Source organism: Candidatus Neomarinimicrobiota bacterium (genome assembly GCA_041154365.1).
GTDB lineage: Bacteria > Fidelibacterota > Fidelibacteria > Fidelibacterales > Fidelibacteraceae > Fidelibacter > Fidelibacter multiformis.
Window position 1 is genome coordinate 187,003 of the sequence record AP035449.1, and the last position, 24,743, is coordinate 211,745.

Annotated in this window: 25 protein-coding genes and 1 tRNA gene; 20 read left to right on the plus strand and 6 right to left on the minus strand. The window is 45.5% G+C overall.

The window, feature by feature from the left end; genetic code table 11:
* Positions 1 to 71 precede the first annotated feature (71 nt).
* The 13 genes from strainIA91_RS00785 (at position 72) to strainIA91_RS00845 (ending at position 13,196) form a co-directional block, all read left to right on the plus strand.
* Positions 72 to 1,085, plus strand: coding sequence for a rod shape-determining protein (locus tag strainIA91_RS00785; protein ID WP_400167188.1), 1,014 nt, complete (start codon positions 72 to 74; stop codon positions 1,083 to 1,085).
* On the plus strand, positions 1,085 to 1,870 hold the full coding sequence (mreC, locus tag strainIA91_RS00790; RefSeq protein WP_400167189.1) for a rod shape-determining protein MreC: 786 nt from the start codon (positions 1,085 to 1,087) through the stop codon (positions 1,868 to 1,870). Before strainIA91_RS00785 ends, mreC begins: the two co-directional genes overlap by 1 nt.
* A complete protein-coding gene (gene mreD, locus strainIA91_RS00795) occupies positions 1,867 to 2,355 on the plus strand; it encodes a rod shape-determining protein MreD (RefSeq protein WP_400167190.1) in 489 nt (162 codons plus the stop codon). Before mreC ends, mreD begins: the two co-directional genes overlap by 4 nt.
* Positions 2,355 to 4,133 carry a penicillin-binding protein 2 gene (mrdA, locus tag strainIA91_RS00800; RefSeq protein WP_400167191.1) on the plus strand — a complete coding sequence of 593 codons (1,779 nt, stop codon included), beginning with the start codon at positions 2,355 to 2,357 and terminating at the stop codon, positions 4,131 to 4,133. The genes mreD and mrdA overlap by 1 nt, the downstream gene beginning before the upstream one ends.
* The gene (gene rodA, locus strainIA91_RS00805) at positions 4,112 to 5,386 is read left to right on the plus strand and encodes a rod shape-determining protein RodA (protein ID WP_400167192.1); all 1,275 of its coding nucleotides are present in this window, start codon (positions 4,112 to 4,114) and stop codon (positions 5,384 to 5,386) included. Before mrdA ends, rodA begins: the two co-directional genes overlap by 22 nt.
* Positions 5,387 to 5,425: 39 nt before the next feature.
* Positions 5,426 to 5,875, plus strand: a complete 450-nt coding sequence (smpB, locus tag strainIA91_RS00810) for an SsrA-binding protein SmpB (RefSeq protein WP_400167193.1) — start codon at positions 5,426 to 5,428, stop codon at positions 5,873 to 5,875.
* Positions 5,876 to 5,878: 3 nt separating this feature from the next.
* Positions 5,879 to 7,090: a tyrosine--tRNA ligase gene (gene tyrS, locus strainIA91_RS00815; protein WP_400167194.1), complete on the plus strand. Its 1,212-nt coding sequence runs from the start codon at positions 5,879 to 5,881 to the stop codon at positions 7,088 to 7,090.
* A 6-nt stretch (positions 7,091 to 7,096) separates the two neighbouring features.
* The gene (locus strainIA91_RS00820) at positions 7,097 to 9,331 is read left to right on the plus strand and encodes a M23 family metallopeptidase (RefSeq protein ID WP_400167195.1); all 2,235 of its coding nucleotides are present in this window, start codon (positions 7,097 to 7,099) and stop codon (positions 9,329 to 9,331) included.
* 17 nt (positions 9,332 to 9,348) lie between these two features.
* Positions 9,349 to 9,753: a cytidine deaminase gene (gene cdd, locus strainIA91_RS00825; RefSeq protein ID WP_400167196.1), complete on the plus strand. Its 405-nt coding sequence runs from the start codon at positions 9,349 to 9,351 to the stop codon at positions 9,751 to 9,753.
* On the plus strand, positions 9,746 to 10,384 hold the full coding sequence (gene udk, locus strainIA91_RS00830) for a uridine kinase (RefSeq protein ID WP_400167197.1): 639 nt from the start codon (positions 9,746 to 9,748) through the stop codon (positions 10,382 to 10,384). Before cdd ends, udk begins: the two co-directional genes overlap by 8 nt.
* Positions 10,374 to 10,943 carry a thymidine kinase gene (locus strainIA91_RS00835; protein ID WP_400167198.1) on the plus strand — a complete coding sequence of 190 codons (570 nt, stop codon included), beginning with the start codon at positions 10,374 to 10,376 and terminating at the stop codon, positions 10,941 to 10,943. Before udk ends, strainIA91_RS00835 begins: the two co-directional genes overlap by 11 nt.
* A 22-nt stretch (positions 10,944 to 10,965) precedes the next feature.
* The gene (locus tag strainIA91_RS00840; RefSeq protein ID WP_400167199.1) at positions 10,966 to 12,588 is read left to right on the plus strand and encodes a NupC/NupG family nucleoside CNT transporter; all 1,623 of its coding nucleotides are present in this window, start codon (positions 10,966 to 10,968) and stop codon (positions 12,586 to 12,588) included.
* A gap of 230 nt (positions 12,589 to 12,818) precedes the next feature.
* A complete protein-coding gene (locus strainIA91_RS00845; RefSeq protein ID WP_400167200.1) occupies positions 12,819 to 13,196 on the plus strand; it encodes a four helix bundle protein in 378 nt (125 codons plus the stop codon).
* A gap of 104 nt (positions 13,197 to 13,300) precedes the next feature.
* Here strainIA91_RS00845 and strainIA91_RS00850 read toward each other — a convergent pair whose 3' ends face one another.
* Both strainIA91_RS00850 and strainIA91_RS00855 read right to left on the minus strand, forming a co-directional pair.
* Complete coding sequence (locus tag strainIA91_RS00850; RefSeq protein ID WP_400167201.1) at positions 13,301 to 14,047, minus strand: sulfite exporter TauE/SafE family protein; 747 nt, start codon at positions 14,045 to 14,047, stop codon at positions 13,301 to 13,303.
* 17 nt (positions 14,048 to 14,064) lie between these two features.
* Complete coding sequence (locus tag strainIA91_RS00855; protein ID WP_400167202.1) at positions 14,065 to 15,273, minus strand: MFS transporter; 1,209 nt, start codon at positions 15,271 to 15,273, stop codon at positions 14,065 to 14,067.
* Positions 15,274 to 15,333: 60 nt separating this feature from the next.
* On the opposite strand from strainIA91_RS00855, the gene strainIA91_RS00860 reads away from it, so the two are divergent.
* The gene (locus strainIA91_RS00860; protein WP_400167203.1) at positions 15,334 to 16,173 is read left to right on the plus strand and encodes a menaquinone biosynthesis family protein; all 840 of its coding nucleotides are present in this window, start codon (positions 15,334 to 15,336) and stop codon (positions 16,171 to 16,173) included.
* A gap of 645 nt (positions 16,174 to 16,818) precedes the next feature.
* On the opposite strand, the gene strainIA91_RS00865 is transcribed toward strainIA91_RS00860, so the two are convergent.
* Entirely contained in the window at positions 16,819 to 17,511 is a 693-nt protein-coding gene (locus strainIA91_RS00865) for an alternative oxidase (protein ID WP_400167204.1), read from the minus strand.
* A 167-nt stretch (positions 17,512 to 17,678) separates the two neighbouring features.
* On the opposite strand from strainIA91_RS00865, the gene strainIA91_RS00870 reads away from it, so the two are divergent.
* The 6 genes from strainIA91_RS00870 to strainIA91_RS00895 all read left to right on the plus strand — a co-directional run bounded on the left by strainIA91_RS00870 (position 17,679) and on the right by strainIA91_RS00895 (position 22,902).
* Positions 17,679 to 18,854 carry a sensor histidine kinase gene (locus strainIA91_RS00870; protein ID WP_400167205.1) on the plus strand — a complete coding sequence of 392 codons (1,176 nt, stop codon included), beginning with the start codon at positions 17,679 to 17,681 and terminating at the stop codon, positions 18,852 to 18,854.
* An 83-nt stretch (positions 18,855 to 18,937) separates the two neighbouring features.
* Positions 18,938 to 19,282, plus strand: a complete 345-nt coding sequence (locus tag strainIA91_RS00875; RefSeq protein ID WP_400167206.1) for an ArsR/SmtB family transcription factor — start codon at positions 18,938 to 18,940, stop codon at positions 19,280 to 19,282.
* Between the two features lies 1 nt (position 19,283).
* Positions 19,284 to 20,579, plus strand: coding sequence for a permease (locus tag strainIA91_RS00880; protein WP_400167207.1), 1,296 nt, complete (start codon positions 19,284 to 19,286; stop codon positions 20,577 to 20,579).
* A 102-nt stretch (positions 20,580 to 20,681) separates the two neighbouring features.
* Positions 20,682 to 20,921 (plus strand): thioredoxin family protein, encoded by a 240-nt coding sequence (locus strainIA91_RS00885; protein WP_400167208.1) that lies wholly within the window; start codon positions 20,682 to 20,684, stop codon positions 20,919 to 20,921.
* An 11-nt stretch (positions 20,922 to 20,932) separates the two neighbouring features.
* The gene (locus strainIA91_RS00890; RefSeq protein WP_400167209.1) at positions 20,933 to 21,361 is read left to right on the plus strand and encodes an arsenate reductase ArsC; all 429 of its coding nucleotides are present in this window, start codon (positions 20,933 to 20,935) and stop codon (positions 21,359 to 21,361) included.
* 89 nt (positions 21,362 to 21,450) lie between these two features.
* The gene (locus strainIA91_RS00895) at positions 21,451 to 22,902 is read left to right on the plus strand and encodes a sodium/proline symporter (protein WP_400167210.1); all 1,452 of its coding nucleotides are present in this window, start codon (positions 21,451 to 21,453) and stop codon (positions 22,900 to 22,902) included.
* Positions 22,903 to 23,154: 252 nt separating this feature from the next.
* On the opposite strand, the gene strainIA91_RS00900 is transcribed toward strainIA91_RS00895, so the two are convergent.
* The 3 genes from strainIA91_RS00900 to epsC all read right to left on the minus strand — a co-directional run bounded on the left by strainIA91_RS00900 (position 23,155) and on the right by epsC (position 24,715).
* Positions 23,155 to 23,243, minus strand: a tRNA-Ser gene (locus strainIA91_RS00900).
* Positions 23,244 to 23,322: 79 nt separating this feature from the next.
* Positions 23,323 to 23,595: a hypothetical protein gene (locus tag strainIA91_RS00905; RefSeq protein WP_400167211.1), complete on the minus strand. Its 273-nt coding sequence runs from the start codon at positions 23,593 to 23,595 to the stop codon at positions 23,323 to 23,325.
* Positions 23,596 to 23,779: 184 nt separating this feature from the next.
* Positions 23,780 to 24,715, minus strand: coding sequence for a serine O-acetyltransferase EpsC (gene epsC / locus strainIA91_RS00910; RefSeq protein WP_400167212.1), 936 nt, complete (start codon positions 24,713 to 24,715; stop codon positions 23,780 to 23,782).
* Positions 24,716 to 24,743: the final 28 nt, after the last annotated feature.

A 24,743-nucleotide genomic window follows, 5' to 3' on the forward strand; every position in this document is an offset into this window, starting at 1 on the left:
CCAAATTGGCGTATTCTCCTTTTTTGGAGAAATACCCGTCACTTATAAAAATCTCGAGGTGGGAAATATTCATGAAATTCTCGTTTTTCAAATGGTTATCCAGCGATATTGCCATTGATCTGGGAACGGCCAACACATTGATCTATGTCCGTGGGGAAGGCATTGTTGTCAATGAACCGTCTATTGTTGCCAAGTCAACGATCAACAATAAAGTAATTGCCGTCGGTGATGATGCAAAGGAAATGATGGGACGTACCCATCCAAATATTGAAGTTGTGCGCCCCATGAAAGATGGAGTGATTGCCAACTTTGAAATGACCGATGCCATGCTTCAGGGTTTCATCAAAAAGATTAACATCTCCCGGTTTGCGCGTCCCCGCATCGTGATCTGTGTCCCCTCGGGAATCACTGAGGTGGAAAAACGGGCGGTGAAAGAGAGCGGTGAACGGGCAAATGCCCGGGAAATTTATCTGATAGAAGAACCGGTTGCAGCTGCTGTGGGTATCGGCATTGATATTTCCAAACCAGTGGGTAACATGATTGTGGATATCGGGGGAGGAACCACGGAAATTGCCATCATTGCCCTGAACGGTGTGGTTACCAAAGAGAGTCTGCGGGTTGCCGGAGACGAGATGAATGAAGCCATTATTCAATACTTTAGAAAAGAACACAATCTGCTGATTGGTGAACGAACGGCTGAACAAATTAAACTGAATATTGGGTCTGCAACAAAAGTGGAAGATAAAACCATGTCCGTCAAGGGACGGAATTTTGTGGTGGGTATTCCACGGACCATCGATGTGACATCAGAACAGATCCGTGAGTGCCTGCGGGAAACGGTGGATGTGATGATCAGTGGTATCAAACGAACCCTGGAAAATACACCTCCTGAACTCTCATCCGATATTCTGGACCGGGGAATTATCCTGACAGGGGGTGGTGCGCTTTTAAAGGGTCTGGATGAGCGTATCCGGCTGGAAACAGAGTTACCAGTCCATGTTGCGGAAGAACCCCTCCTCTCTGTTGCCATGGGAACAGGTAAAGTGCTGGAGGATGTCGGTAAATATAGAGAAATACTGATGTAATGCTGAAAAGAATCATAGATTTCTTTTTAAACAGACGATTCCAGATTTCTACTACAGTCCTTTTATTCGTGTCATTTATTATCTTTACCAAAACATCCCATCCGGCAATCCGTCATCTGGAAATATGGGCCGGAGATGTGCTTGCACCGGTGAAAGAGCCCGTGGTCTGGTTCAGAGACCTGATGGAAACCCGCAAAACCAATGAGATTCTCAGCCGGCGTTTGATTCATCTAAGCCAGGAAGCCTCCCGTTTTGCTTCTCTGGCCGATGAGAATCAGCGATTGAGACGCATGCTGGATTTTAAAGAGCGGTCCGAATACAACCTGCTCTCAGCTCTGGTTTTATCAGAGGGAATCCATAAAAGTGTTAATAGTCTCTTATTAAATCGGGGAAAAAAAGACAGTGTTCAGGTGAATGACCCCATCATGAATGTGGATGGTGTCATCGGTAAAATATTTTACACGGGAGAATCCACATCCCTGGCCCAGCTCCTTATCGATCCCAATTCACGCCTGAGTGTTCGCATTGAACCCTCCGGTGCTAAAGGAATCCTCCAGTGGTATGGAGGCAACCGCTTCCTTATTGCTGATATTCCCAATACCATGTCCGTCCAACCGGGCAATCTTGTGGTCACATCAGGAATGTCTGATATTTATCCAGGCGATTTACCTGTCGGGGTTATTCGTGAATTATCCCCGGCACCCGATGGCTTTACCCATATTGTCTATGGAGATTTTCTGGTCAACTTTAACCAAATTCGTGAGGTTTTTATTATTCTGGAATGAATTCTCACCCCTATATAAAATTCATACTTACCGTGCTGGGTACGATTCTCGTTCAGTTCTTTTTCAATGAAGTATTGGATATACAGGGCATCCGCCCGGATCTTTTCTTCATCCTGCTCATCTATCTGGCTTTCCGCCTTTCTCCCACCCAAACCGTATGGGCGGCTTTTCTCCTGGGAATCCTACAGGATGTCCTTTTCCACCCATCGGTTTTGGGACTCTCACCGCTAATCAAAACCTTTTCAGGCTTTATTCTGGCTCAATTGATCCATCAGTCTTTCCTCCGGGTCCGGGTTTTTTCAACCATTTCATCTGTCCTCCTGATTTTTCTGAGCCATGTCGTCTTTAACTGGGCCCTCTTCATTGAAATGCCTGTGGATTTTAATTATGTGTTGATAAACTACAGTCTGCCGGAGTTTCTCTATACAGGGGGACTCTTTTTGCTGGCGAATTATTTTATTCCGCTCTATCCGGAAACTGAGTAATGGCCCAATCACATGAGAATACACTTACACCGGTCCAGTACTATATCCTCATTGGGATAACCATCCTCCTTTTTGGTATCCTTTTATTCAGAATTTACGATCTTCAAATTCGCAGATATTCAGATCTTTCTTCCGAAGCTGTTGAAAATATGTATCGTAAATACAATGTTCCGGCACCCCGGGGCATTATCTATGACCGCTACAACCGGCCGATGGTATACAATCAGTCCAACTATGATCTGGAAGTCTATCCCTTCGAAATTAAACAGAGTGAACATACCTGGGATGTGCTGTCGGATATACTGGATATTCCTGCAGAAACGCTTAAAGAACGGATGGAAAAGAACATGAACGGGTATTACCGCCCGTCAAAAATCGCTTCCAGTCTGGATTTCAAGACTGTTTCCCTGATCCAGGAATATCAGTTGGAACTCTCCGGTGTGACCCTGACATCCCGGCCAACCCGGCAATATGCTCAGGGTGTTCAGGCAGGTCACCTTTTGGGATACACGACTGAAATCGATAAAAACAGCGTTGAACTGCTGAGCAGCCAGGGATACCGTCCCGGTGATTATATCGGTGTCAAAGGTGTTGAAAAATCATACGAAAAAGAGCTGAAAGGGACCAATGGTACCCGGTATGTCCGCATTAACGCCTATGGCATGGATTTCGGTGAGGATTTTTCCAAAAGTATTCCGGTTGTTCCAGGGAATGACCTCTATCTGACCATCAACATGGATTTACAGAATTATGTGGAATCCCTGGCTGATACCCTCCCCTTTTCCGTAACTGTTCTGGATTATACCAACGGTGAAATCCTGGCCATGACTTCCCAGCCGGGATTTAATCCGGCGATCTTTTCCGGTACCGTTGAGACGGATGACTGGCTGGCTTTGCTGAATGATCCGTGTAAACCCTTGATTAACCGTACCGTTCAGGGGCTGTATCCACCGGGCTCTATTTTTAAGCTTATCGGTGCTGTGGCCGCCCTGGAAGACCATGTCATTCCTCCCTCCCGGGAATATCATTGTTCCGGATCCTATCGCCTGGGAAGAAGGGTTTACAAATGCTGGAAGGAGGCTGGACACGGAACCCTGGATCTATACGGCGCCATTGAAAATTCCTGTAATGTCTATTTTTATAATTTGATTCAGGATGTAGGACTGGAACGCTGGCACCGCTATGGAAGTACTTTTCATATCGGCATGTTAACTGGAATTGATATCCCGGAAGAGAAAGCCGGTATTCTCCCGGACAACCGGTACCTGGATGAAAAATACGGTCGTAACGGCTGGACGGTGGGATTATTGCTGAATATGGTGATCGGCCAGGGAGATGTGTTGGTAACACCCATTGACATGGCCCGATATACATGCATTTTGGCTACCCGGGGGAAAATTATCACACCTCATGTGGGCCGGGCAATCTATGATAAAAAAGAAGAAAAACTCCGGATGCTCTCTTTTCCGGAGGATACTGTGCAGGGTGTCCATACTCAGGTTTGGGATGTGATCCACGAAGGCATGCGACGGGTTGTGGCTGGTGAAAACGGGACAGCCAAAGTGGCAAATATTCCCCATCTTGAGGTATACGGAAAGACCGGAACCGCCCAGAATCCCCATGGAGAAGCGCATGGATGGTTTATCGGTTTTGTGAAAGATACACAATTTCCGTACGCCATTGTCGTCTTCGTTGAAAACGGGAAATCCGGCAGTGGTTCTGCGGCTCCCATGGCCCGGAAAATTTTTGATTATTTTTGGAAAGTGAGCGCTTTTTAATGAATTATATCCGGCATCTGAGAGAAAAATTATCAGAATTGGATTATCTGACATTGGTGATTGTCCTGGCGCTGACCATTATTGGACTCTTTTCAATATACAGTGCGTCCAGTGCAGGTGAAACAGCTCGATGGTCCCTCCAGTTTGTAATCCAGCTGATTGCACTCTTTTTGGGGCTCGGTTTTTTTGTGCTGATTTACATAACACCCAAACAATTTTTACTGAGCAATGCCTGGTTTTTTTATATTGCCGGTGTTTTGCTGTTACTGATTCCTTTTTTCACATCTGGCACCATTGCTGAAACAAACCGGTGGATCGATTTGAAAATTGTCAGAGTTCAACCCTCTGAATTCATGAAGTTTTTTCTCATCCTCATTTTAGCCCGGTATTTTTCCACCACGAAAAATTCCACCGATACTTTCCGGTATGTCTTTAAACCCTTGATTTTAACGCTTCTTCCCTTTATCCTGGTGTTTATCCAACCAGACCTGGGGACATCTCTTGTATATCTTGCCGTTTTTATTGGTATGCTTTACGCATCGGGTTACCGGGTTTATTACATTTTTCTGCTGATTGCTCCCATGATTACTGTTGTGGCAGCTTTCAATCTGACGGCATTTACCATCTGGGGTATCCTCCTGGGGTTGATTATCTTTTTTAACCAGACGAATATTTTTGCATCTGTTGGGATTTTTATCGGTAATATTGTTGCCGGTCTGATTACACCCCTGATTTGGAATCATTTAAAACCCTACCAACAAATCCGGATTCTCACCATGTTCAATGCCGAACTGGATCCTCTGGGCGCCGGTTATCAGGTACTGCAGTCGCAAATTGCCATCGGCTCGGGTGGACTCCGGGGTAAAGGCTTCATGGCCGGAACCCAGACCCATTTGCGCTTTCTGCCTGAACAACATACAGATTTCATTTTTTCTGTCATCGCCGAAGAGCTGGGCTTCATAATGGTTGTGATTCTCTTTATTCTCTTCTTTACCCTTTTTACCCGCTGGTTCCGGATGGCTTATCAGACCCGGGACAAGTTCGGAGCCATGCTTATTGTGGGGGCAACCGTGGTTTTGCTGTTCCACTTTTTCATCAATATTGGCATGACCGTCGGACTTCTGCCGGTGACAGGGAAACCCCTCCCCTTTCTCAGCTATGGGGGAAGTTTTCTCGTCACCTGTTATGGACTCGTGGGCATGATCCTCAATGGGAATTCGGAACAAATACCCCGGGTCCTTACCTATCGCTAAGTGATTGGTAAACTCCACTTTTCCCTTTAAATTCCACCGATGATTAAGACAGTCGTGACAAATAAGCGGGCTTTTCATGATTATCATATTCTGGAAACCCTGGAAGCCGGTCTGGCCCTCAAGGGATCGGAAGTAAAATCCATCCGGGAAGGAAAAATCAGTTTGAAAGAAGCCTATTGTTACTTTCAGGAGGGAGAGCTCTACCTCCTTCAGTGTCATATTGCCCCCTATTCTCACCTGGGATATGAAGAACATGATCCCCTAAGGCCCCGGAAACTTCTGCTTCACCGGGATGAACTAAGAAAGCTGCGAAAGAAAAAGGATGAGGGTGGACTCACGATTGTTCCCCTGAAAGTCTATTGGAATAAAAATCACCTGAAAGCGGAAATTGCTCTGGTAAAAGGGAAAAAACTCTATGACAAACGGAGGGATCTGGCGGAGAAAGAATCCCAACGGACCATGGAGCGGATGATGAAACAGAAAAGGTAGATTATGACCACATTTCCTTCACTGAATGAACAGATGGACCTGATCCGAAAGGGGACAGAAGAAATTCTCCCGGAAGAGGAGATGGTCCGGAAAATTGAACAGTCCATCAAAACCCACACACCTATGCGGATTAAACTGGGTGCTGATCCCAGCCGGCCGGACCTGCATATCGGCCACGGTGTAGTGCTCAACAAGCTGAGAAATTTTCAGGATCTGGGGCACCAGGCCGTGTTGATTATTGGTGATTTTACCGCCATGATTGGGGACCCTTCGGGAAAAAGCAAAACACGGCCGGCCCTGACCCTGCAGGAAACCAAAGAAAATGCCCAGTCCTATTTTGACCAGGCGGGGATTATTCTCGATACCCAACGGCTTGAAATACATTATAATTCAGACTGGCTGAACAAGCTCTCTTTTGAAGATGTCATTGTTTTATCGTCAAAATATACCGTCGCCCGCATGCTTGAACGGGACGATTTTGCCAAACGGTATCAGGAGGGAATGCCAATCTCGGTCCATGAATTCATGTATCCCCTGGCTCAGGCCTATGACAGTTATGCTATTCGGGCTGATGTGGAAATTGGCGGTACGGATCAGAAATTTAATTTTTTGGTGGCCCGGGATATTCAACGGGAATACGGTCAGAATCCCCAGGTGATTCTTACCATGCCGATTCTGGAAGGAACGGATGGTGTGGAAAAAATGTCCAAATCCCTGGGAAATTACATTGCCCTGACCGATCCTCCCGAAGAAATGTACGGTAAAACACTTTCCATCCCCGACGAACTGATTCTCCGTTATTATATCCTGACAACCGATTTATCTCCCCGGGAAATTGAGAAAATCAAAAAGGATCTGGCTACAGGGAAAAACCCCCGGGATGCCAAACATGATCTGGCCTGGCATCTGGTCCGGCGCTACCATTCCAAAGAAGATGCCGTCAGAGCCAGAAATCATTTCAACCAGGTTTTTGTAAAGGGCGGCGTGCCGGATGAGATGGAAGAATACACCGTGTCGCCAGATGAGAGAATCTTGGATATCCTGGTTGCTGCCGGTCAGGTTTCTTCATCCGGCGAAGCCAAACGTCTGATGAAACAGGGAGGCGTATCCCTGGACGGTGAAAAAATCACGGATATCCAGGCGGTTCCCCTTTTGAAAGGTGAGGCGGTGCTTAAAATCGGGAAACGGAAATTTTTAAAACTTAAGAAGAAATAATTATTTATGCGCTTTACCTCTTTACTGAAAGGTATTTTCCTTATTTTTCCTGTGTTGGGAATTGCCGGGGATTATCTTTGGCCTACCGAAGCAACACGGCTCCTTAGCGGAACCTTCGGTGAAACCCGGAGCGGACATTTTCATTCAGGGATTGACATTAAAACCTGGGCCCGAAACGGCTATGCTTGTTTTGCCCCCGAGGATGGATATATCGAGCGGGTGCTTGTGAGTCCCACCGGATATGGCAAAGCCCTGTACATCCGTCTGAAAGACAATCGTGTTGCCGTACTGGCTCATCTGGATTCTTTTCACGGCCGGATTGCTTCCCGGGTACAAAGCGAACAGCTCTCCTCGAAAAAGGTGTTTCTCGAACTGGTTTTAAATCCAGGTGAATACCCTGTCCGGAAAGGAGATATTGTAGCTTATTCTGGCAATTCAGGTACAGTCGTTCCCCATGTCCATTTTGAAATCCGGGATTCCTCCAATTATCCCATCAATCCCCTTCTGAATGGTTTTCCCATTGAAGATGATGTAGCTCCGAAACCGGTGGAAATTGCCTTTATCCCCCTGAGTTCGGGTGCCCGGGTCAATGGTTCACCGGATGGCAGGATTTTTCCTCTGATCCTGGATAAAGGGAACACGTACACCCTGAATGATACGGTATATCTTCACGGGACCTTCGGCATCAGTTTAAAAACCTGGGATCGGGGAAATTATCCCCATAACAAAAACGGGGTCTATTCCATCAGTCTTTACCTGGATGGGAAGGATCTTTTTGAAAGTCGTTTTGATCGATTGAACTGGGATCAGACCCACTGGATGCATGAGGATAGAAACTACCGCCTGTTATACGAGGGGAATGGGAATTTTTATCGCTTATTTACTTTTGAAAGTACTGAGGATCTCTCCTTTTACCGCAGTGAAAACGGGGGATACCTGACGGTGGAAGAAGGGGTTCACACCTGTGTGATCCAGGTCCGGGATGCCAATGGAAACCGTAGCGGTGTAAAAATTACCCTGAAAGGTGTTGAAACTCCTGATAATCCCTGTCAGGTGGATAAACAGGAAGATATTTATACTGTTTCCGTGGACTCATGCTACCTTGAAAAATATCCCAATGCCGAACTCGTTATTGAACGGTATAATCCTTACGGACATAAAGAAGCACACGTCAACAGAACCCTTGGGACCCTGGTAAACGGAAACCTGAAAATTAAAGCAGAGGAAGAAAACTGTGCCCTTCTGCTAAGGGTCATCCCAAAACATGGACCGGTTCCGCCACCCCTATTAAAACATTTTTACAATCCTGAAAGCTATCCGAAAGGAGCAATCCAGGTTGTTCCCCGCCATTTTTCTGCAGGCATCCTCTTTGAAATTAAATCCAACATGGTTCTCCCCCCATCTTTACTTTTGTCTCTTGAGGGAAGGGCCTGTACACCGCTGGGCTGGGAGGCGGTAACGGCTAGTTATGCAAGGACAGCGTTGATTCCCCCGGATGAATTTGAATCATACCACAAATTAAACATATATGATTATCATCTCAATGAATGGGAAACGGTATGGAATATTTCTCCTCATGTGGTGAAAACAACAGAAAGAATCTCATTCCGTTCCGATGATGAACAGTTTGGGGTTGTCATCCCTGAAAAGACTTTTTTTCGGGATATCATATCCTGGATCAGCACGGAGGAAAAAGAAAAGGATCCTGAAGGGGGAGAGATCATTTCAAAGATCTATTCTCTTCATCCCATGGATCAGCCTTTAAACGGAGCCCTGGAAATCGCACTCCGGACTGATCCCACCTATCCCTGGCATTCTCAGACCGGTTTATACCGGGCAAAAGGGGATGGAAAATGGTCACTTGTCAGCCAGGATCCGGAACCTGAAAAAGACTATTACCGGGCCCGCACGCGGTCTTGCGGGACTTATGCTTTGATGAGAGACCTGGAACCGCCGGTATTTGAAAAAGTCTTTCCGGGTAATGGGGGACAATATTATTTGAAGGATCTGAATAAAGCCTGGGTTGAAGTCTCGGATAATCTGAGCGGTATAGATGCGGGAAATCTTGTGGTCACGTTAAACGGAACATGGATGATATACTATTACAATGGTCCCACCCGAATTGTTTCAGTAGATATGCCCCGGCAGCTGCCGGCAGGTGAGCATATCCTGGAATGGATTCTTCGGGATAATGCAGGGCATGAGCGAAAAAAAATCGTTAAATTTCACATTATTGAATAAAAGGCAGGATCGGTTACATGAAAGAGAAGCATGAAGACGTATTAATCCGGACAGCCTGTGAAGTACGAGAAAAAGCCCATGCGCCCTATTCCCGTTTTCATGTAGGTGCAGCCCTGGAAGGAAAGGATGGGAAAATTTACACCGGTGTCAATATTGAAAGCAGTTCGTACGGACTCTCTGTATGTGCCGAACGGAATGCCGTAGCCCGGGCGGTTGCCGAAGGGGAGGATACCTTCCGTCGCCTGGTGGTGGCAAGTCCCGGTGGTGTGAGTCCCTGTGGTGCCTGCAGACAGGTCCTTTGGGATATCTGTGGTGATATTGACGTGATTATGGTGGATGAATCAGGAACGGTGACCCGGCAGATGAAAACGTCAGAACTTTTGCCGGCTGCCTTTGATGAGAAAAATTTGAAACATGGGTAATACATCGTGTGTTGTCATCGGTCTGGCAGGAGGCAGCGGATCCGGTAAAACGTCCGTCGCCAGTGCACTGGCCCGGGATTTTAAAGATAAGGGTGCCATTGTTATTGAACAGGACTGGTACTACCGGAATATTCCGGAAGATTCCCGGATTAAGGCATCGGACTGGAATTTTGACCATCCCGATTCTGTAGAATTTTCCCTCCTTATCGATCAGCTGAAAACCCTCAGAAAAGGTGAACCGGTTGAAGCTCCCCAGTATGATTATAAAACCCATTCCAGGATGAAAGAAACCCGCCGGATTTATCCCCAACCGGTGATTATCCTGGAAGGCATCCTGATTCTGGATAATCCTGAATTGAGGTCTCTTCTGGATATTAAGATCTATGTGGATACCGATGCGGATGTGCGCTTTATCCGCCGCTTGCAGAGAGATATTCATGAGCGGGGGCGAAGCGTGGAAAATGTGATTACCCAATATTATAAAACGGTCCGCCCCATGCACGAAACGTTCGTGGAACAGAGCAAAAAGTACGCGGATATTATCATTCCTCAGGGAGCGGAAAATTATGTGGCGATAGATGTGTTGAAAACGAAAATTAAATGGTTATTAAGGGAAGCTCATGGTCGGTGACTGGTATCCTCACAAAGGCGGTTGGATCGAAGTGATCTGCGGCAGTATGTTCAGCGGAAAAACAGAAGAACTCATCCGGCGATTGCGCCGGGCACAAATTGCCAAACAGAAGGTTGTGGTATTCAAACCCCGGATAGACAACCGCTATGATGATGAAAATATTGTCAGTCACAGCCAGTTGCAATTGCCCAGCATTGTCATTGATAAGCCGGAGGATATCCTGCAGCATGCCATTTTTGCCCAGGTGATCGGGATTGATGAGGTGCAGTTTTTAAGTACGGATATTGTGGAGATTGCCCAAAAGCTGGCAGACAGCGGGAAACGGGTGATTATTGCCGGCCTGGATAAGGACTACCGGGGCCGTCCCTTTCCTCCCATGCCCGAACTTCTGGCTTTGGCGGAATATATTACCAAACCCCTGGCCATCTGTATGCGCTGCGGGGCTCCTGCAAATTATACACAACGGTTAACCCGTTCGGATAAACTGGTGGAAGTGGGTGCCGATGAAATTTATGAAGCCCGGTGCCGCCACTGTTTTGAACCTCCGAAAGATGAATAATTTTTTTTAAAGAGGATCTCTTATGAAACTGATTAGTCTCCTTGGAATGTTTATCCTGCTCTTTATCGCCTGGCTGATGTCTTATGAACGAAAAAAAATCCAAATTCGCACCGTCATTTGGGGGATGGGCCTGCAATTGCTTTTTGCCGTGATTATTCTTCAAAAAGGCCTGTTCAGCTTTATGGGAATGGGAGTCCTGGCCCTTCTTATTGTTCTGTATCAGTTTAAGGATGATTTGGTGATACCGGAAAAAAGGAGTCTGGCGGTCCTGAAAGGGCTGGGTTGGACGCTTATTCCCGGCATTGCCTGGTTTTTTGTGTATAAAATTGCCCATGGTGCCCTGGTTTTAATCCTGTTACTGCTTGGAATCATCCTCTTTAAAAAACTGAAAAATCAGTCCTTTTCCCAAACCCTTTCCCGACTTTTCACCGTAGCTCTTTTTACCCTTCCCATAAGCCGGGGGTATGACGGAGAACTGATATTCCAGTCCTTCAGTGACAAAGTGGCCGAATTCCTGAATATGTCCAACTATGGGGCTGCTTTTCTTTTCGGGAATTTGATTGAATCGCAATATTTTTTCCCGGCAGTGGATACCTGGCCCGGATTTGGATATCAGTTTGCCTTTAAGGTGCTCCCCACAATTGTCTTTTTTGCAGGATTTATGAGTATTCTCTACCATCTGGGGGTCATGCAGAAGGTGATTGTGGCCATGGCCCGTTTTATGCAATGGACCATGGGTACATCAGGGGCTGAAACCCTTAGCTGTTCGGCAAATATTTTTGTTGGGCAAACAGAAGCACCCCTTTTGATCAAGCCTTTTATTAAGGATATGACGAATAGTGAACTTTTAACCATTATGGTGGGTGGTTTTGCCACCATTGCCGGCGGTGTTCTGGCCGGTTATATTGCCATGGGAGTCAATGCGGGTCACCTGATCGCTGCCAGTGTCATGTCCGCACCGGCGGCTCTGGTAATGGGAAAAATTATCTTTCCCGAAACCCAGGAATCCAAAACCGCCGGAACGGTAGAGATGCCGGAAATGCCCCGGAATGCCAATGTGATTGATGCCGCTGCTTCGGGAATTACCGACGGGTTGAAACTGGCAGTGAATGTGGGAGCCATGCTCCTGGGATTTATTGCGTTAATTGCTGTGATTGATGTCTTTTTAAACTGGCTGGATATGCTGATCGATGGAAAACTCCTGGGAGGTGCCATCTACGAGTATACCGCCAAAACTGTTTCATCACCCATCACAAAAGAATATGCCGGCATTTTTCCCGGTTCCCTCAAAACACTCTTTGGAAACCTTTTAAGGCCCCTTGCCTTTGTCATGGGTGTCCCCTGGAATGAAGCCCACCTTGTGGGAAACCTGCTGGGAATTAAGCTATCCTTGAATGAATTTGTGGCGTACGGCAACCTGGGGACCTATATTCATGCAAATGTATTAGGAGAAAGGGCTCAGATTATTTCCACCTATGCGTTATGCGGATTTGCCAATTTCTCATCCATTGCCATTCAGCTGGGGGGAATCAGTGCCCTGGCACCCGGCCGCCGCGCCGATCTTTCCAGAGTGGCTTTGAAAGCCATGTTTGGCGGCGCACTGGCGAGCTGGACAACCGCGACGTTGGCGGGAATACTTATTTAAGAGTGGAGAGTGATGAGTGGTGAGTGGTAGCGGCAGGACGTGTCCTGCCGCTGAGTCTGAGTTGAGAGTTTTGAGTTTGGTTTTGTGGACCTGAGTAGTTTTTTATGTATTGGCGATACTTGATGATTGGGAAAACGTTTATACCGTAAAAAAGGCATTTTATCGTTATCTGTTAATATATGATGTTTAATATTATTTTGTTTGTGTGCATGAATTGTATTACTTTTTTCATGGCTAAAAGTATCATTGCAGAAAAAACCCTGGATTTCTCGGTGAATGTTGTCAGGGCATCTCAATTTTTGAATCAGGAAAAGCATGAATACGATATATCCCGTCAGCTTAAAAGAGCCGGAACATCTATTGGAGCCAATGTATCAGAAGCTCTGAATGCTTCATCCCGGAAAGACTTTATTCATAAAATGACTCTTGCTTTGAAAGAAGCGAATGAAGCCTTCTATTGGATTCAAATATTAAAACGGACGGATTACAATCATGAAATCATATCAAACCTGGAATATCCCTGTCATGAAATTATAAAAATCTTAAGATCCATCATTCTCACATCAAAAAGCAGCCTTCATCATTCCACCCTAAAAGATAGTCAATAACGAAAAACGTATCTAACGCACTCAATCAAACTCTCCACTCATAACTTGTACTCAGCGGCAGGACGTGTCCTGCCGCTACCACTCATCACTCTCCACTCTCCACTCTACAAAATTAATTTTATTGCCATCATCAGAATGGCAACGGCAAGGATAGCTTTAATGATCGTTTCACCGCCTTTGACCTGAATTTTCGCACCCCACCAGGCGCCAATGGCATTTCCAATACCCAGGATCAATCCATACATCCAGTGAATATTACCGGAGAGTGAAAAAATAATGATAGAGGGAATCGTGTAAATGGCTACAATAAACACCTTGTGCATATTTACATATACAAGATTCAGTTTAAGAACATGATACAAAACAGCCATGAGTAGAAAGCCCACACCAACCTGGATGAACCCGCCATAAAAACCGATAAAAAAGAGTCCTGCCATTCCGGCAAAACGGTGTTGGGGATGTGGAGCTGTCCGTTCATATGCAATTTTTTTCTGGGGGATTATCATGGTGATGACAATTCCTACCATAATGATGGCCAGCAGCCGTTCAAACCATACATCTGATATTTGGATGGAGAGGAAAGATCCCAGAATGGCACCGGGCAGGGTGGCAGCAGAGAGTTTGAGACTTTCACGGGTATGGTGCACAGCCTGATTCCGGAAAGATTGTACGGCAAATACATTTTGAAACAGAATACCCACCCTGTTTGTCCCATTGGCAAGGGTGCTGTCCAGTCCGAGAAAAATCAGGGCCGGCAGGGTGATGGTTGATCCTCCCCCTGCGTTGACATTGATGAAACCAGCGGCCAGTCCTGTGATGGCAAGGAGTATGATTTTAAGTGTTTCTTCCATTGTGTGCAGTATTTCTGTTATGTGTTTTGTAATGTTCTCAGGGGTTTATAAAAAAGAGCAGCACCTCCTGTGGCGGCTGCCAGTATCCCGATATATGCAAAAAGATCCTGGACAGGAATATATTCGGTAGCAAGTCCCGTCAAGGCGGTGGATACAGCTGTCAACCCGACGACGGAAATGGAAATCAGACTAAAAAAACGTCCCTGAAGGGAATGGGGGACTCTTTTTTGAATGAGGGTGGTTCTGCCGACAATAATGAGGGGGATGAAAAGGGCATGAAAGAAAATAATGGCCCAGAGAAGGGGAATGGTGCTTGCCCACTTGACCGGGATGTATGTGAGTCCATCCATGATGATACCGGTTATAAGCATGATTCCCAGGGGGATTTTCCGTCCCCATTTCATGAGAAAAAGAGAGGTGATAATCATCCCGATAGACAAAAACGTTTCACATAATGCCCAGTCGGATGCGCTGCCGTTAAAAACTTCCCGGACCAGGATAGCCATACCCACAACGGCCGGACCCATAATGAAGAGATTATCCACCACGGTGATAATCAACAACCAGATTAAAACAGGGTCGTTTTTAAGAGTGTCCAGAATATCCGTCAGTGTCCGCATATCCAGGGATTGGATCTGGATATCTTTTTCCAGGGCTGGGTGTTTCATCAGGAATCCTGTGATAAAGGCGAACAGAAAGAGGACTCCGATTAACATAAACACCTGTACGGCTCCCATCAGGTCAATCAGGTATCCGGCAAGGACCGGTCCCAGAATAAAGGCGATCTGAATGGTCACCTGAACGATGGTGTTCCCCCGGAGGAGTTTGGATTCAGGCAGGTAAAGAGGAATCAATGAATCGCGGGAGGGATTGTAAAAGGCTGCCACACTGGTCAGGATAAATGCAATGATTCCCATCATGCGAATGGACAGGTTGTCCAGACTGTGTAACAAGGGGATGAGCAGAACAATCCCGGCCTCCAGGAGGCAGACCCAGCGGATAATGCTGACTTTGCTCCTTCCGTCTGCAAAGATGCCGGCCGGAAGACTGAAAAAGAGGTAAGGCAGATAAACGGCCGAGGCCAGAAGCCCTGTCGTCTGTTTTGATCCGCTGATGTCCAACACAGCCCAAATGAGGGAAACCTGAAACAAAGCATGGGAGACCTGAAAAAAGAAGAGATTCCCCGTCAGGGCCAAAAAAGAATTCCCATCATTTGTTTTTCTCATGAACATGTGCGAATTTAAAAGACTTTTCAGGTGATAAAAAATGTAAAGCGGAGAGAAACCATGCGGAAAAAAATCATAATTGCCCACAGCCCGGATTCTGATGATGCCTTTATGTTCTATGCCTTCGCCGCAGAAAAGATCGATACACGGGGCTATGTGTTTGATCATTATCTTCATGATATTCAGTCTCTGAATGATGATGCGGAAACCGGTCGTTTTGAAATATCCGCCGTATCCATCCATGCCTTTCCCTACATTGCCGATAAGTATGCCCTGATGACCTGTGGTGCCAGCATGGGGGATAATTACGGTCCCATGGTCGTTACGCGAGAACCTGTAGAACCTGATGCTTTGACACAATTAACCGTGGCTGTTCCTGGCTTGAAAACTTCGGCTTACCTGGCTCTGAAGCTTTGGAATCCCCACATTAAAACGGTGGTTATGCCTTTTGACAGGATCATGGAGGGTGTTGAGAAGGGGAAGGTGGATGCCGGACTCCTGATCCATGAAGGCCAACTGACCTGGAAAGACCGGGGTTTATATTCGGTGATCAATCTTGGAGAATGGTGGTATAAGCTGACAGACGGCCTGCCTCTTCCTTTGGGAGGGAATGTGGTCCGGCGGGATCTTGGACAAAAAACGATGCAGGAATTAAATGCAATTCTTCGTGAGGCGATCCGGTACGCCATTGAACATAAGAAAGAAGCCCTTTCCTATGCCATGAAATATGCCGGAGAAATGGATACACAGCGGGCCGGTGAATTCGTTTCCATGTATGTCAACGATTTAACCATTGACTATGGTGAAAGAGGGCGGGAGGCGATTCGGCGGTTCCTCTCCATGGCTTCTGAACGTGGACTGGTTCCCAAAATACCGGTTGAGTCCATGATGGTTTTGTAAATATTGGACTAAATAAAAGTTCATTTATTATTTATTGCTGCATCTATCATTGATAAAGATAGTTGCGGGTCTTTCTCCTGAAAGAGTTTTTGGTAGCAGATTGGATGGTGTTTAAATAAGTGCGGATATCATCTCCTGAATAAAGTGTAGTATGCCCGATTTTTACGCCCGGCACCTCTGTTATGGCATTATATTTTCCGGGCTTGAAAAACTGCTTTCTATCCCATAATCCCTGGCATGTTTTACCTGTCCCCATGCAACCTCGCTGATAAAACACAATATAATAATTAAATACATGCAAATATGAAAATACGGTCGCAAAATCCTTCTGCACAATTTGAATATTTTATTTTTTTGTTCATTTCAATCATTCAATCAACCAATCTCTTTCCCCCACGTGTCTTCGTTCCTTTGTGCTATCTTTTTCTCTGTGCCTTCGCGCACTCAGCGGGAGGATTCTCTCCCTCTCTCCGTCACCTCCTCGTACCCTTGTGCTTTCTTTTTCTCTGTGCCTTCGCGCACTCAGCGGGAGGATTCTCTCCCTCTCTCCATCACCTCCTCGTACCCTTGTGCTTTCTTTTTCTCTGTGCCTTCGCGCACTCAGCGGGAGGATTCTCTCCCTCTCTCCATCACCTCCTCGTACTCTCAGACCCTCGTTTCCTTCCATCTATCCACACCTTCCAGGGAATGATACATGTGGTCCCGTTCGTCCAGACCTATCCGGCGGAAAAGGTCTGCCATGGATTTCTGCTTTGGATAGAATTCAAAATATTCACTCTCAACCGGTTCATCTTCCCATTCAGGATGTTCCAAAACAAGCTTCATGTATTCATGCTCTGCATGGGATTCAAAAGCAGCATTCATCCGGAAACTCCAAGCAGGGTTCATCCACCACATGATGCGTGTCAGATAGTAGTAGGTTCCTGCCATGATACGGGGAAGAAAGACCTTTTTAAACCATCCGAGATGGAGTCCCTTCTGTTTCATGATATCCTGAATCAACATCAGATGCCACTGCTCATTGTCCTGGGATTCCCGGCCAAGATCAATCAGGAACAGAGCCATATTTGATTCAACACGTTTCGCCCAGCGTGAGCGTGTATGGGATTTCGTGACAATTTTATACCCGCCGTTTTCCCATGCCCAATAGGGATACCGGGCCAGGACTTCAATAATCATGAACTTGGGGAGTGTCCGTTTAAAGCCGTACAAAATATCCATCATCAGGTACATGGATTTTAAAATCAGGTTTGCCTTCATCACCGGAGTTTCCAATGTTTTCTTTTGCTCGGCCCTTAAATCGACGGCCTTATCCATGGTATACTCGTAATGATCCATGGCACGTGCTCCTTCTTTTTATGATTCGTATTTAGATAAAAATTAGGAGAACTTTAATCCGGTATCAAGGGGGAAACAAATCACGGGAATTTATATGCGTTAAATTTTTATCGGGGCACGAATATGTGTAACTTATCGTATTAAAATAAAAAGCAGGGTTTCATATCATGATTCATTCCCTCCGCATAAAAATGTTACTGGCTTTTGTTTCTTTTCTTTTCATCCTGGGAGTTCTTTTTTATTCCCAGAAAAACGTGCATGAATTACGGCGGGAGGCAAAGGATGTTCTCCTGTTTTACACGGAATTGTATGCCCGGATTGCCAGCGAGGAAGATTTTACCGATTTCAGTTTTTTATTTGATGAAATTTTAACACGCATCTCTTTTCCAATTGTTGTTACAGGCCGTCAAAATCATGAGATCAGTGCCTGGAAAAATGTTCCTGGTATTCCAGATACGACACGTATGTCTCCGACGGTTCATAAAGCCCTCATCGAAAGAGTCCATGTGATGGATCGATTTACAGAGCCGGTGCCCCTTACCTACGATACCCTGATTGTAGGATATATCCATTATGGGGATAGTCCTACCATTCGTCGTTTAAAGTGGATGCCCTATATTGAACTGGGTGGTGCTATTCTGCTGATATTTATTGGTTTCATGGTCTTCCAATATATCCGGAGCAGTGAAAAAAAATTCATCTGGGTCGGTATGGCCAAGGAAACGGCACACCAGTTGGGGACACCAATCAGTTCTTTGATGGGCTGGTTAGCTTTAGCCCGCGAGACATTTAACAGGCATCACGAGATTTTTGATGAAATGGATGTGGATATTCATAGACTTGAAAAGGTCTCAAACCGGTTTTCACAAATTGGATCCAGGGTACAGCAAAAGACCATTGATTTACAGGATGTGATGAATCATGTCAGGCAGTATATGGAAAGGCGTATTCCCCAAAAGAACAGACAGTTAAAAATTACGTTTCATGTTGAAACAAACCGGCAAATCCGGGGAAACATGGATTTGATTGAATGGGGGATGGAGAATCTGATAAAGAATGCCGTGGATGCCATTGGTGACAATGCCGGACAGGTGGAAGTGCATGTGAAAGATCAGAACGGACAAAAAATTATCATCGATGTGAGTGATACAGGGAAAGGTATTCCAGAGTCCCGCTGGAAGACCATTTTTAAGCCGGGATACAGTACGAAAAAACGGGGGTGGGGACTGGGACTTTCCCTGACCAAACGGATTTTTGAGGAATATCATCACGGACGGATCTTTGTCCACCAATCCAAAGAGGGAGAAGGGACAACGATCAGACTAATTCTGAATTCTGAATGATGATTTTTTTTATTTTGTGAAGAAAGCATATTTCTTGATTTATAATTAGTCATTTGGTAAACTTACCAAGTATTGGAGGAAAGATGCTCGAAGATGAAAAAAAATTATATGAAGCAAAGGCACACATTTTAAAAGCTTTGGCTCATCCCACCCGTTTATACATGGCTGAGCAGTTGTTACATGGGGAAAAATGTGTGTGTGAATTTGTCCGGAAAATTGATGCGGATTTTTCTACCATTTCTAAACATTTGTCCATTTTGAAGGAGGCAGGGATCGTGAGTGACGAGAAACGGGGGAAACAGGTCTTTTACCATCTGAAAACAGCCTGTATTTTACAATTTACGGAATGTGCACTGAATATTATTGAATCCAAACTGGAAGAACAATCGTCTTTGGTGGACCGGATTCATTCTGAAAAGGAAGCGTAATATGATCTGGAAACGGGAGTGGAAGCCGCTTTTGTGGATTGTATCTGTTTTTCTTGTCTTATACTACCTGCCTGTGGGACATCCCCGCTTTGACAATGCCGTACTTGAGGCGTTTGAACTGGTCAAATGGTACGCCCGTGAACACGTGTTGCTCTGTCTGATTCCGGCCTTTTTTATAGCAGGTGGCATTTCTATGTTTATCAGCCAGGGTGCAGTCATGAAATACCTGGGAGCACAGGCTAAAAAAGTTGTAGCCTATGGTGTGGCGTCCGTATCCGGAACCGTATTGGCTGTTTGTTCCTGCACCGTCCTGCCTCTTTTCTCCGGAATTTACAGAATGGGGGCCGGATTGGGACCTGCAACGACATTTCTGTACTCTGGTCCGGCCATTAATGTGTTGGCGATCATTCTTACAGCCCGTGTTTTGGGACTTGAAATGGGGATTGCCCGGGCGGTGGGAGCCATTATTTTTAGCATTGTGATCGGCCTTCTGATGCATGTGATTTTCAGAAAGGAAGAGAATGACCGGGTTGATGCAGAAATGGCCATCCCCGAAAACGGTGATTCACGAAAGGGGTTTCAGAATATTCTCTTTTTTGTTTCACTTGTGGGAATCCTTGTCTTTGCCAACTGGGGTACTCCGGCTGCAAATACAGGAATCTGGGCTGCAATTTATCAGGCCAAATGGATTGTAACAGCTCTCTTTTCTGCCGGACTTGCCGTGATGCTGGTCCTTTGGTTCAATCTTGCCTGGTGGAAAGTCGCCGTTACAGCCGTTCCGGTTGTATTCTTGGGATTTTTGTATCCGGATCAGCCGGTTCTGGCTTTTGCTGCCGGTATGATTGGCCTTTCGGCATTCACAAGTACGGATAAGGGTGAAACCTCGGACTGGTTTAGTGCCTCCTGGGAATTTGCCAAACAAATTCTGCCTCTGCTTTTGTTTGGTGTTTTAATTGCCGGTGCATTGCTCGGCCGACCCGGTCATGAAGGATTGATTCCTTCAGCCTGGGTGGAAGGTGCCGTTGGCGGTAATTCTCTGTGGGCCAATTTCTTCGCCTCTTTCGCCGGAGCCTTTATGTATTTCGCCACACTGACGGAAGTTCCCATCCTTCAGGGACTCATGGGTGCCGGCATGGGGAAGGGACCAGCCCTTGCGCTATTGCTTGCGGGTCCGGCCCTGAGCCTGCCCAACATGTTGGTAATCCGCAGCGTATTGGGGACCATAAAAACGGGGGTGTTTATCTTTTTGGTCATTGTGATGGCCACAATCAGTGGTATGATTTTTGGCATGCTTTGAAAAATGGAGTTTAGGTTCCTTTTGTAATGACAGATATATGGCTGGATTAAATATTGATAAGTCGGTTATTGATGGCTCAACCTTAACCTAATCGGAGGTCTTATGAAACACATTAAAATTCTGGGTGGCGGATGCCCCAAATGCCATAAACTGGCGCAACATGCCGAAGCAGCGGCGAAAACGTTGAATATAGATTATGATATCGAAAAAATAAGTGACTGGAAAGAATATCAGAAGTATGGTGTAATGATAACACCGGCACTGGTGATTGATGAAAAGTTGAAATCGTCCGGGCGGGTTCTGTCGGTTGATCAAATCAAAGAAATCCTGGAATCACACTGAGAAAAAAAATCATGAATAAGAAAAAAATCCTTGTTTTATGTACCGGCAATTCCTGCCGCAGCCAGATGGCAGAAGGATGGTTCAAAGAATTACGTGGAGACGAATTTGATGTCTGGTCTGCGGGAATTGAATCCCACGGACTCAACCCCCGGGCGGTTAAAGTCATGGCAGAAGCGGGTGTGGATATTTCATTTCATCATTCCAAATTAACCGATGAACTTGAAGATATCGATTTTGACATCGTCATCACGGTCTGTGATTCCGCCAGGGAAAACTGTCCATACTTTCCTGGTAATGTCGACCGTTTCCATCAAAGTTTTGACGATCCACCGGGCATCACACAAGAATGGACTGATGAGGAAGCCATCCTGGATGTATACCGGCGGGTACGAGATGAAATCAGACATTATGTAAAAACCTTTAAACCTTCCAACATCTGAACATTTAAACATCTCAACAGCTCAACCTTTAAAATCTTGAATTTAAAATCTTGAACAATTAATATAATCATTGTATAAGTGGAGGGTCTATGGTTGATCAATCGCAAATCATCCTTGTGATGGTTATTTATTTATCTCTTTTAATCGGTTGGGGAATCTGGCAGGGCCGGCAGGTTAAATCACAGAAGGATTATGCGATTGCGGGCCGTAATCTGCCGGGATGGGTTGCTGCTTTAAGTGAAAGGGCAACGGGAGAATCGTCGTGGGCTTTGTTGGGACTTCCGGGATTTGCCTATGCGACAGGACTTACCAGCATCTGGACGGCTGTTGGATGTGTGACAGGCATCATTGTGGCCTGGTGGCTGATTGCATTCCGTTTGCGGGAAGAGGCGGAAAAATATGATGTCAATAGTTTTACGGAGTTTATTGCCCGAAGGCATGGAGCAATGGAAAAACCGATTCGTATGGTAAGTAGCCTGGTGATTGTTTTCTTCTTTTTCTTTTATGTTGGAGCCCAATTCCTGGGCGGCGGAAAAACATTGAATGCCATGTTTGGTATAGAACCGGCTTTGGGGATGCTTTTAACAGCATGTATTATTATTCCATATACTGTCTATGGTGGATTTCGTTCAGTTGTTTATACAGATGTCATCCAGGCCATTGTCATGATTGTAACCCTCATTTTAGGCCCTCTTGTAGGATTATTCTATCTGAAAAATCATCCAGATCTTTTTGCCGATAGCCTGTCAGAGGCGCTCCACCTTGCCGGAAATTCGTACAGCTCGATCACAAGTGGTGTTTCGGGTTTTGCGACCGGCATCGCCATCATGGGCGGTTTTTCGTGGTTTTTTGGATATTTGGGTGGCCAGCCTCAACTAAGCATGCGATTTATGGCCATCAAGGATAAAAATCAGGCGAGAAAAGCCAGGAATGTGGGTGTCATCTGGACACTCTTTGCCTATTTGGGCGCCTTATCCATCGGATGGATTGGTATTGCAATTTTTGGTCCTCAGGGACTCTCTGATCCTGAAACAGTCATGCCTAACGTCATGCTAACTGTTTTTCCGCCGGTTTTTGCGGCTATCCTGATCACAGGCGCCATTGCTGCGATGATTTCAACGGCGGATTCCCTGCTTATTTTGTCTGCGACGGAACTTTCTGAAAATATTCTGAAGCAACATGCAAAGAATTCATTGGGGTATTCAAGAGGCATTACAGCAATACTCGCTGTTGTTGCGCTTCTTATAGCCTATTATACTCCATCAAATCTAATATATACACTTGTCGGATATGTCTGGGCTGGCATTGGCGGGACATTCTCAGTTATCATTTTATTGACCCTGTTTTGGAAACGCTTTCATGGGAAGGCAGTTGTCATTACGATTATCAGCGGTATGCTTTTTACTATCATCTGGATAAGTTCAGGAATGGAAAGCCGAATCACATCCCGATTTTTGACCTTTTTTGTAGCATTGATTGTAGCGGTTATTTCTACCCTTCTATTAGATCGTAAAGGAGAGAACGTAATTGCAGAGGCATAATTGTAAACGCCAGAAAGAGTAGACACGGGATTCTGGTTGTTTAATATATTATTAATAATATAATCTTGCTTTTCATCTGGTGACGGGTTATTTTATCCCCGGGGGCAGACAAACATTCCCTTTTTTCTATATAGAATCGTTCATAACTATTGATTTTCTTAATTCAGCTTTTGCCTGATGGGTGAACTTTTAAACGTTTGAATATCTAAACGTCTAAACGTAAAAACCGGCACATGCCGGTTTTTTTTTCTGCGGAAGAGCCGGGATTCGAACCCGGGGTACGGTTTTGCCGTACACACGATTTCCAATCGTGCACCTTAAGCCAACTCGGTCACCCTTCCCAAAAAGCCCGTTAAATTAAAACTTTCAGAAGTCAATGAAAACAAATAAAAAGGATCCTGCTTATATTCTCTCTGTATGTTAATCCGGTAAATTCCCCGCTTCAATTTTGTGCATTTTCTCGTTCGTCAGATAAATTTCAAATTCATCAGAAGATTGAATATACTCTTTGATACGCTCCCTGAGTTCCCTTTCAAGTCCTGTCTGAATAATCTTTTCATGAAGAGTTTCATAGAGTACGATTAATTTTTTTGAATGGGTACAATAGTAGGCATAATGACCGGATACATGTCCGATGAAATGTTGAATTTTCGCGCCACAAAAGGGACAATTTAGTAAAATGGGTGGTGCCATGAGTTGACAAAATGTAAACAGATAAGAAAATTTTTACAAGAAATACCTGAAATTCTACTTATTTAGCACAATATATCATCTTTAAGTAAGTAATTAACAAAATATGTTGTGATACAATCTTTTGCCTGGAAGTCTTTATAAGTGATCTTTCAATGAAAGAATTGAACATACTGTTGGAATAGGTTCAGGTGGAAGATTTTTTGTGTTTCACCTGGATATCACCGGGTTGGCAGGACATTGAACTCACGATGGCATGAGGTGGTACAGAGCTGGTGATCCATGTATTGCCGCCGATGATGGCTCCTTTTCCGACAACCGTTTTGCCCCCCAGAACTGTGGAATTGGCATAAATAATGACATTATCTTCAATATCCGGATGACGCTTTTCTCCCTTCCGGGGCCGGCCGCTTTTATCAAAGGGCGAAAGGGCTCCCAGGGTTACACCCTGATAAATCTTCACATTCTGTCCAATCCGGCAGGTTTCACCGATAACAACACCGGTGCCATGATCAATAAAAAAACGTCGCCCGATGATTGCGCCAGGATGAATATCTATCCCCGTCCGTGTGTGGGCCCGTTCCGTCATGATCCGGGGAATCAGGGGAATCTCCAGCTCATAATATCGGTGTGCAATCCGGTACACGGCGATGGCTTCAAGTCCTGGATAACTCAGGATGGCCTCTTCCATGCTGTGACAAGCCGGATCTCCCTGAACGGCGGCGTCGGCATCCTCAAGGAGCTGGGTACGGATATCCGGCAGGGATCCAATAATTTCAATCGATAATTCCTCCGCCCGTTTATTGCAATCGCAATCACAACAATCTTTGGGATGTTCCGGGCAGTGGTATTTGATGACCGTTCGTATCTGCCCCACCATTTTACGGGCAATATGTCGCAACATGTCATGAATGTAAAAATTCAAATCTTCCTCGTGGATCATCTCCCGGCTGAATGCCCCGGGAAACAAGAGGGCGAGAATATCCTCAAGGAGTTCATAAACACCGTTCCGTCCCGTGACATTCAGGCCTTCTTCCGGATCTATATGATATTCCCGGAAGCTTGATTCTAATTTATGGGCAATGTCTGTCATGTCTGTATTCATCCACGCATTGATATCCATGGTTTATCCCCGGTTTTTTCTGTTTATT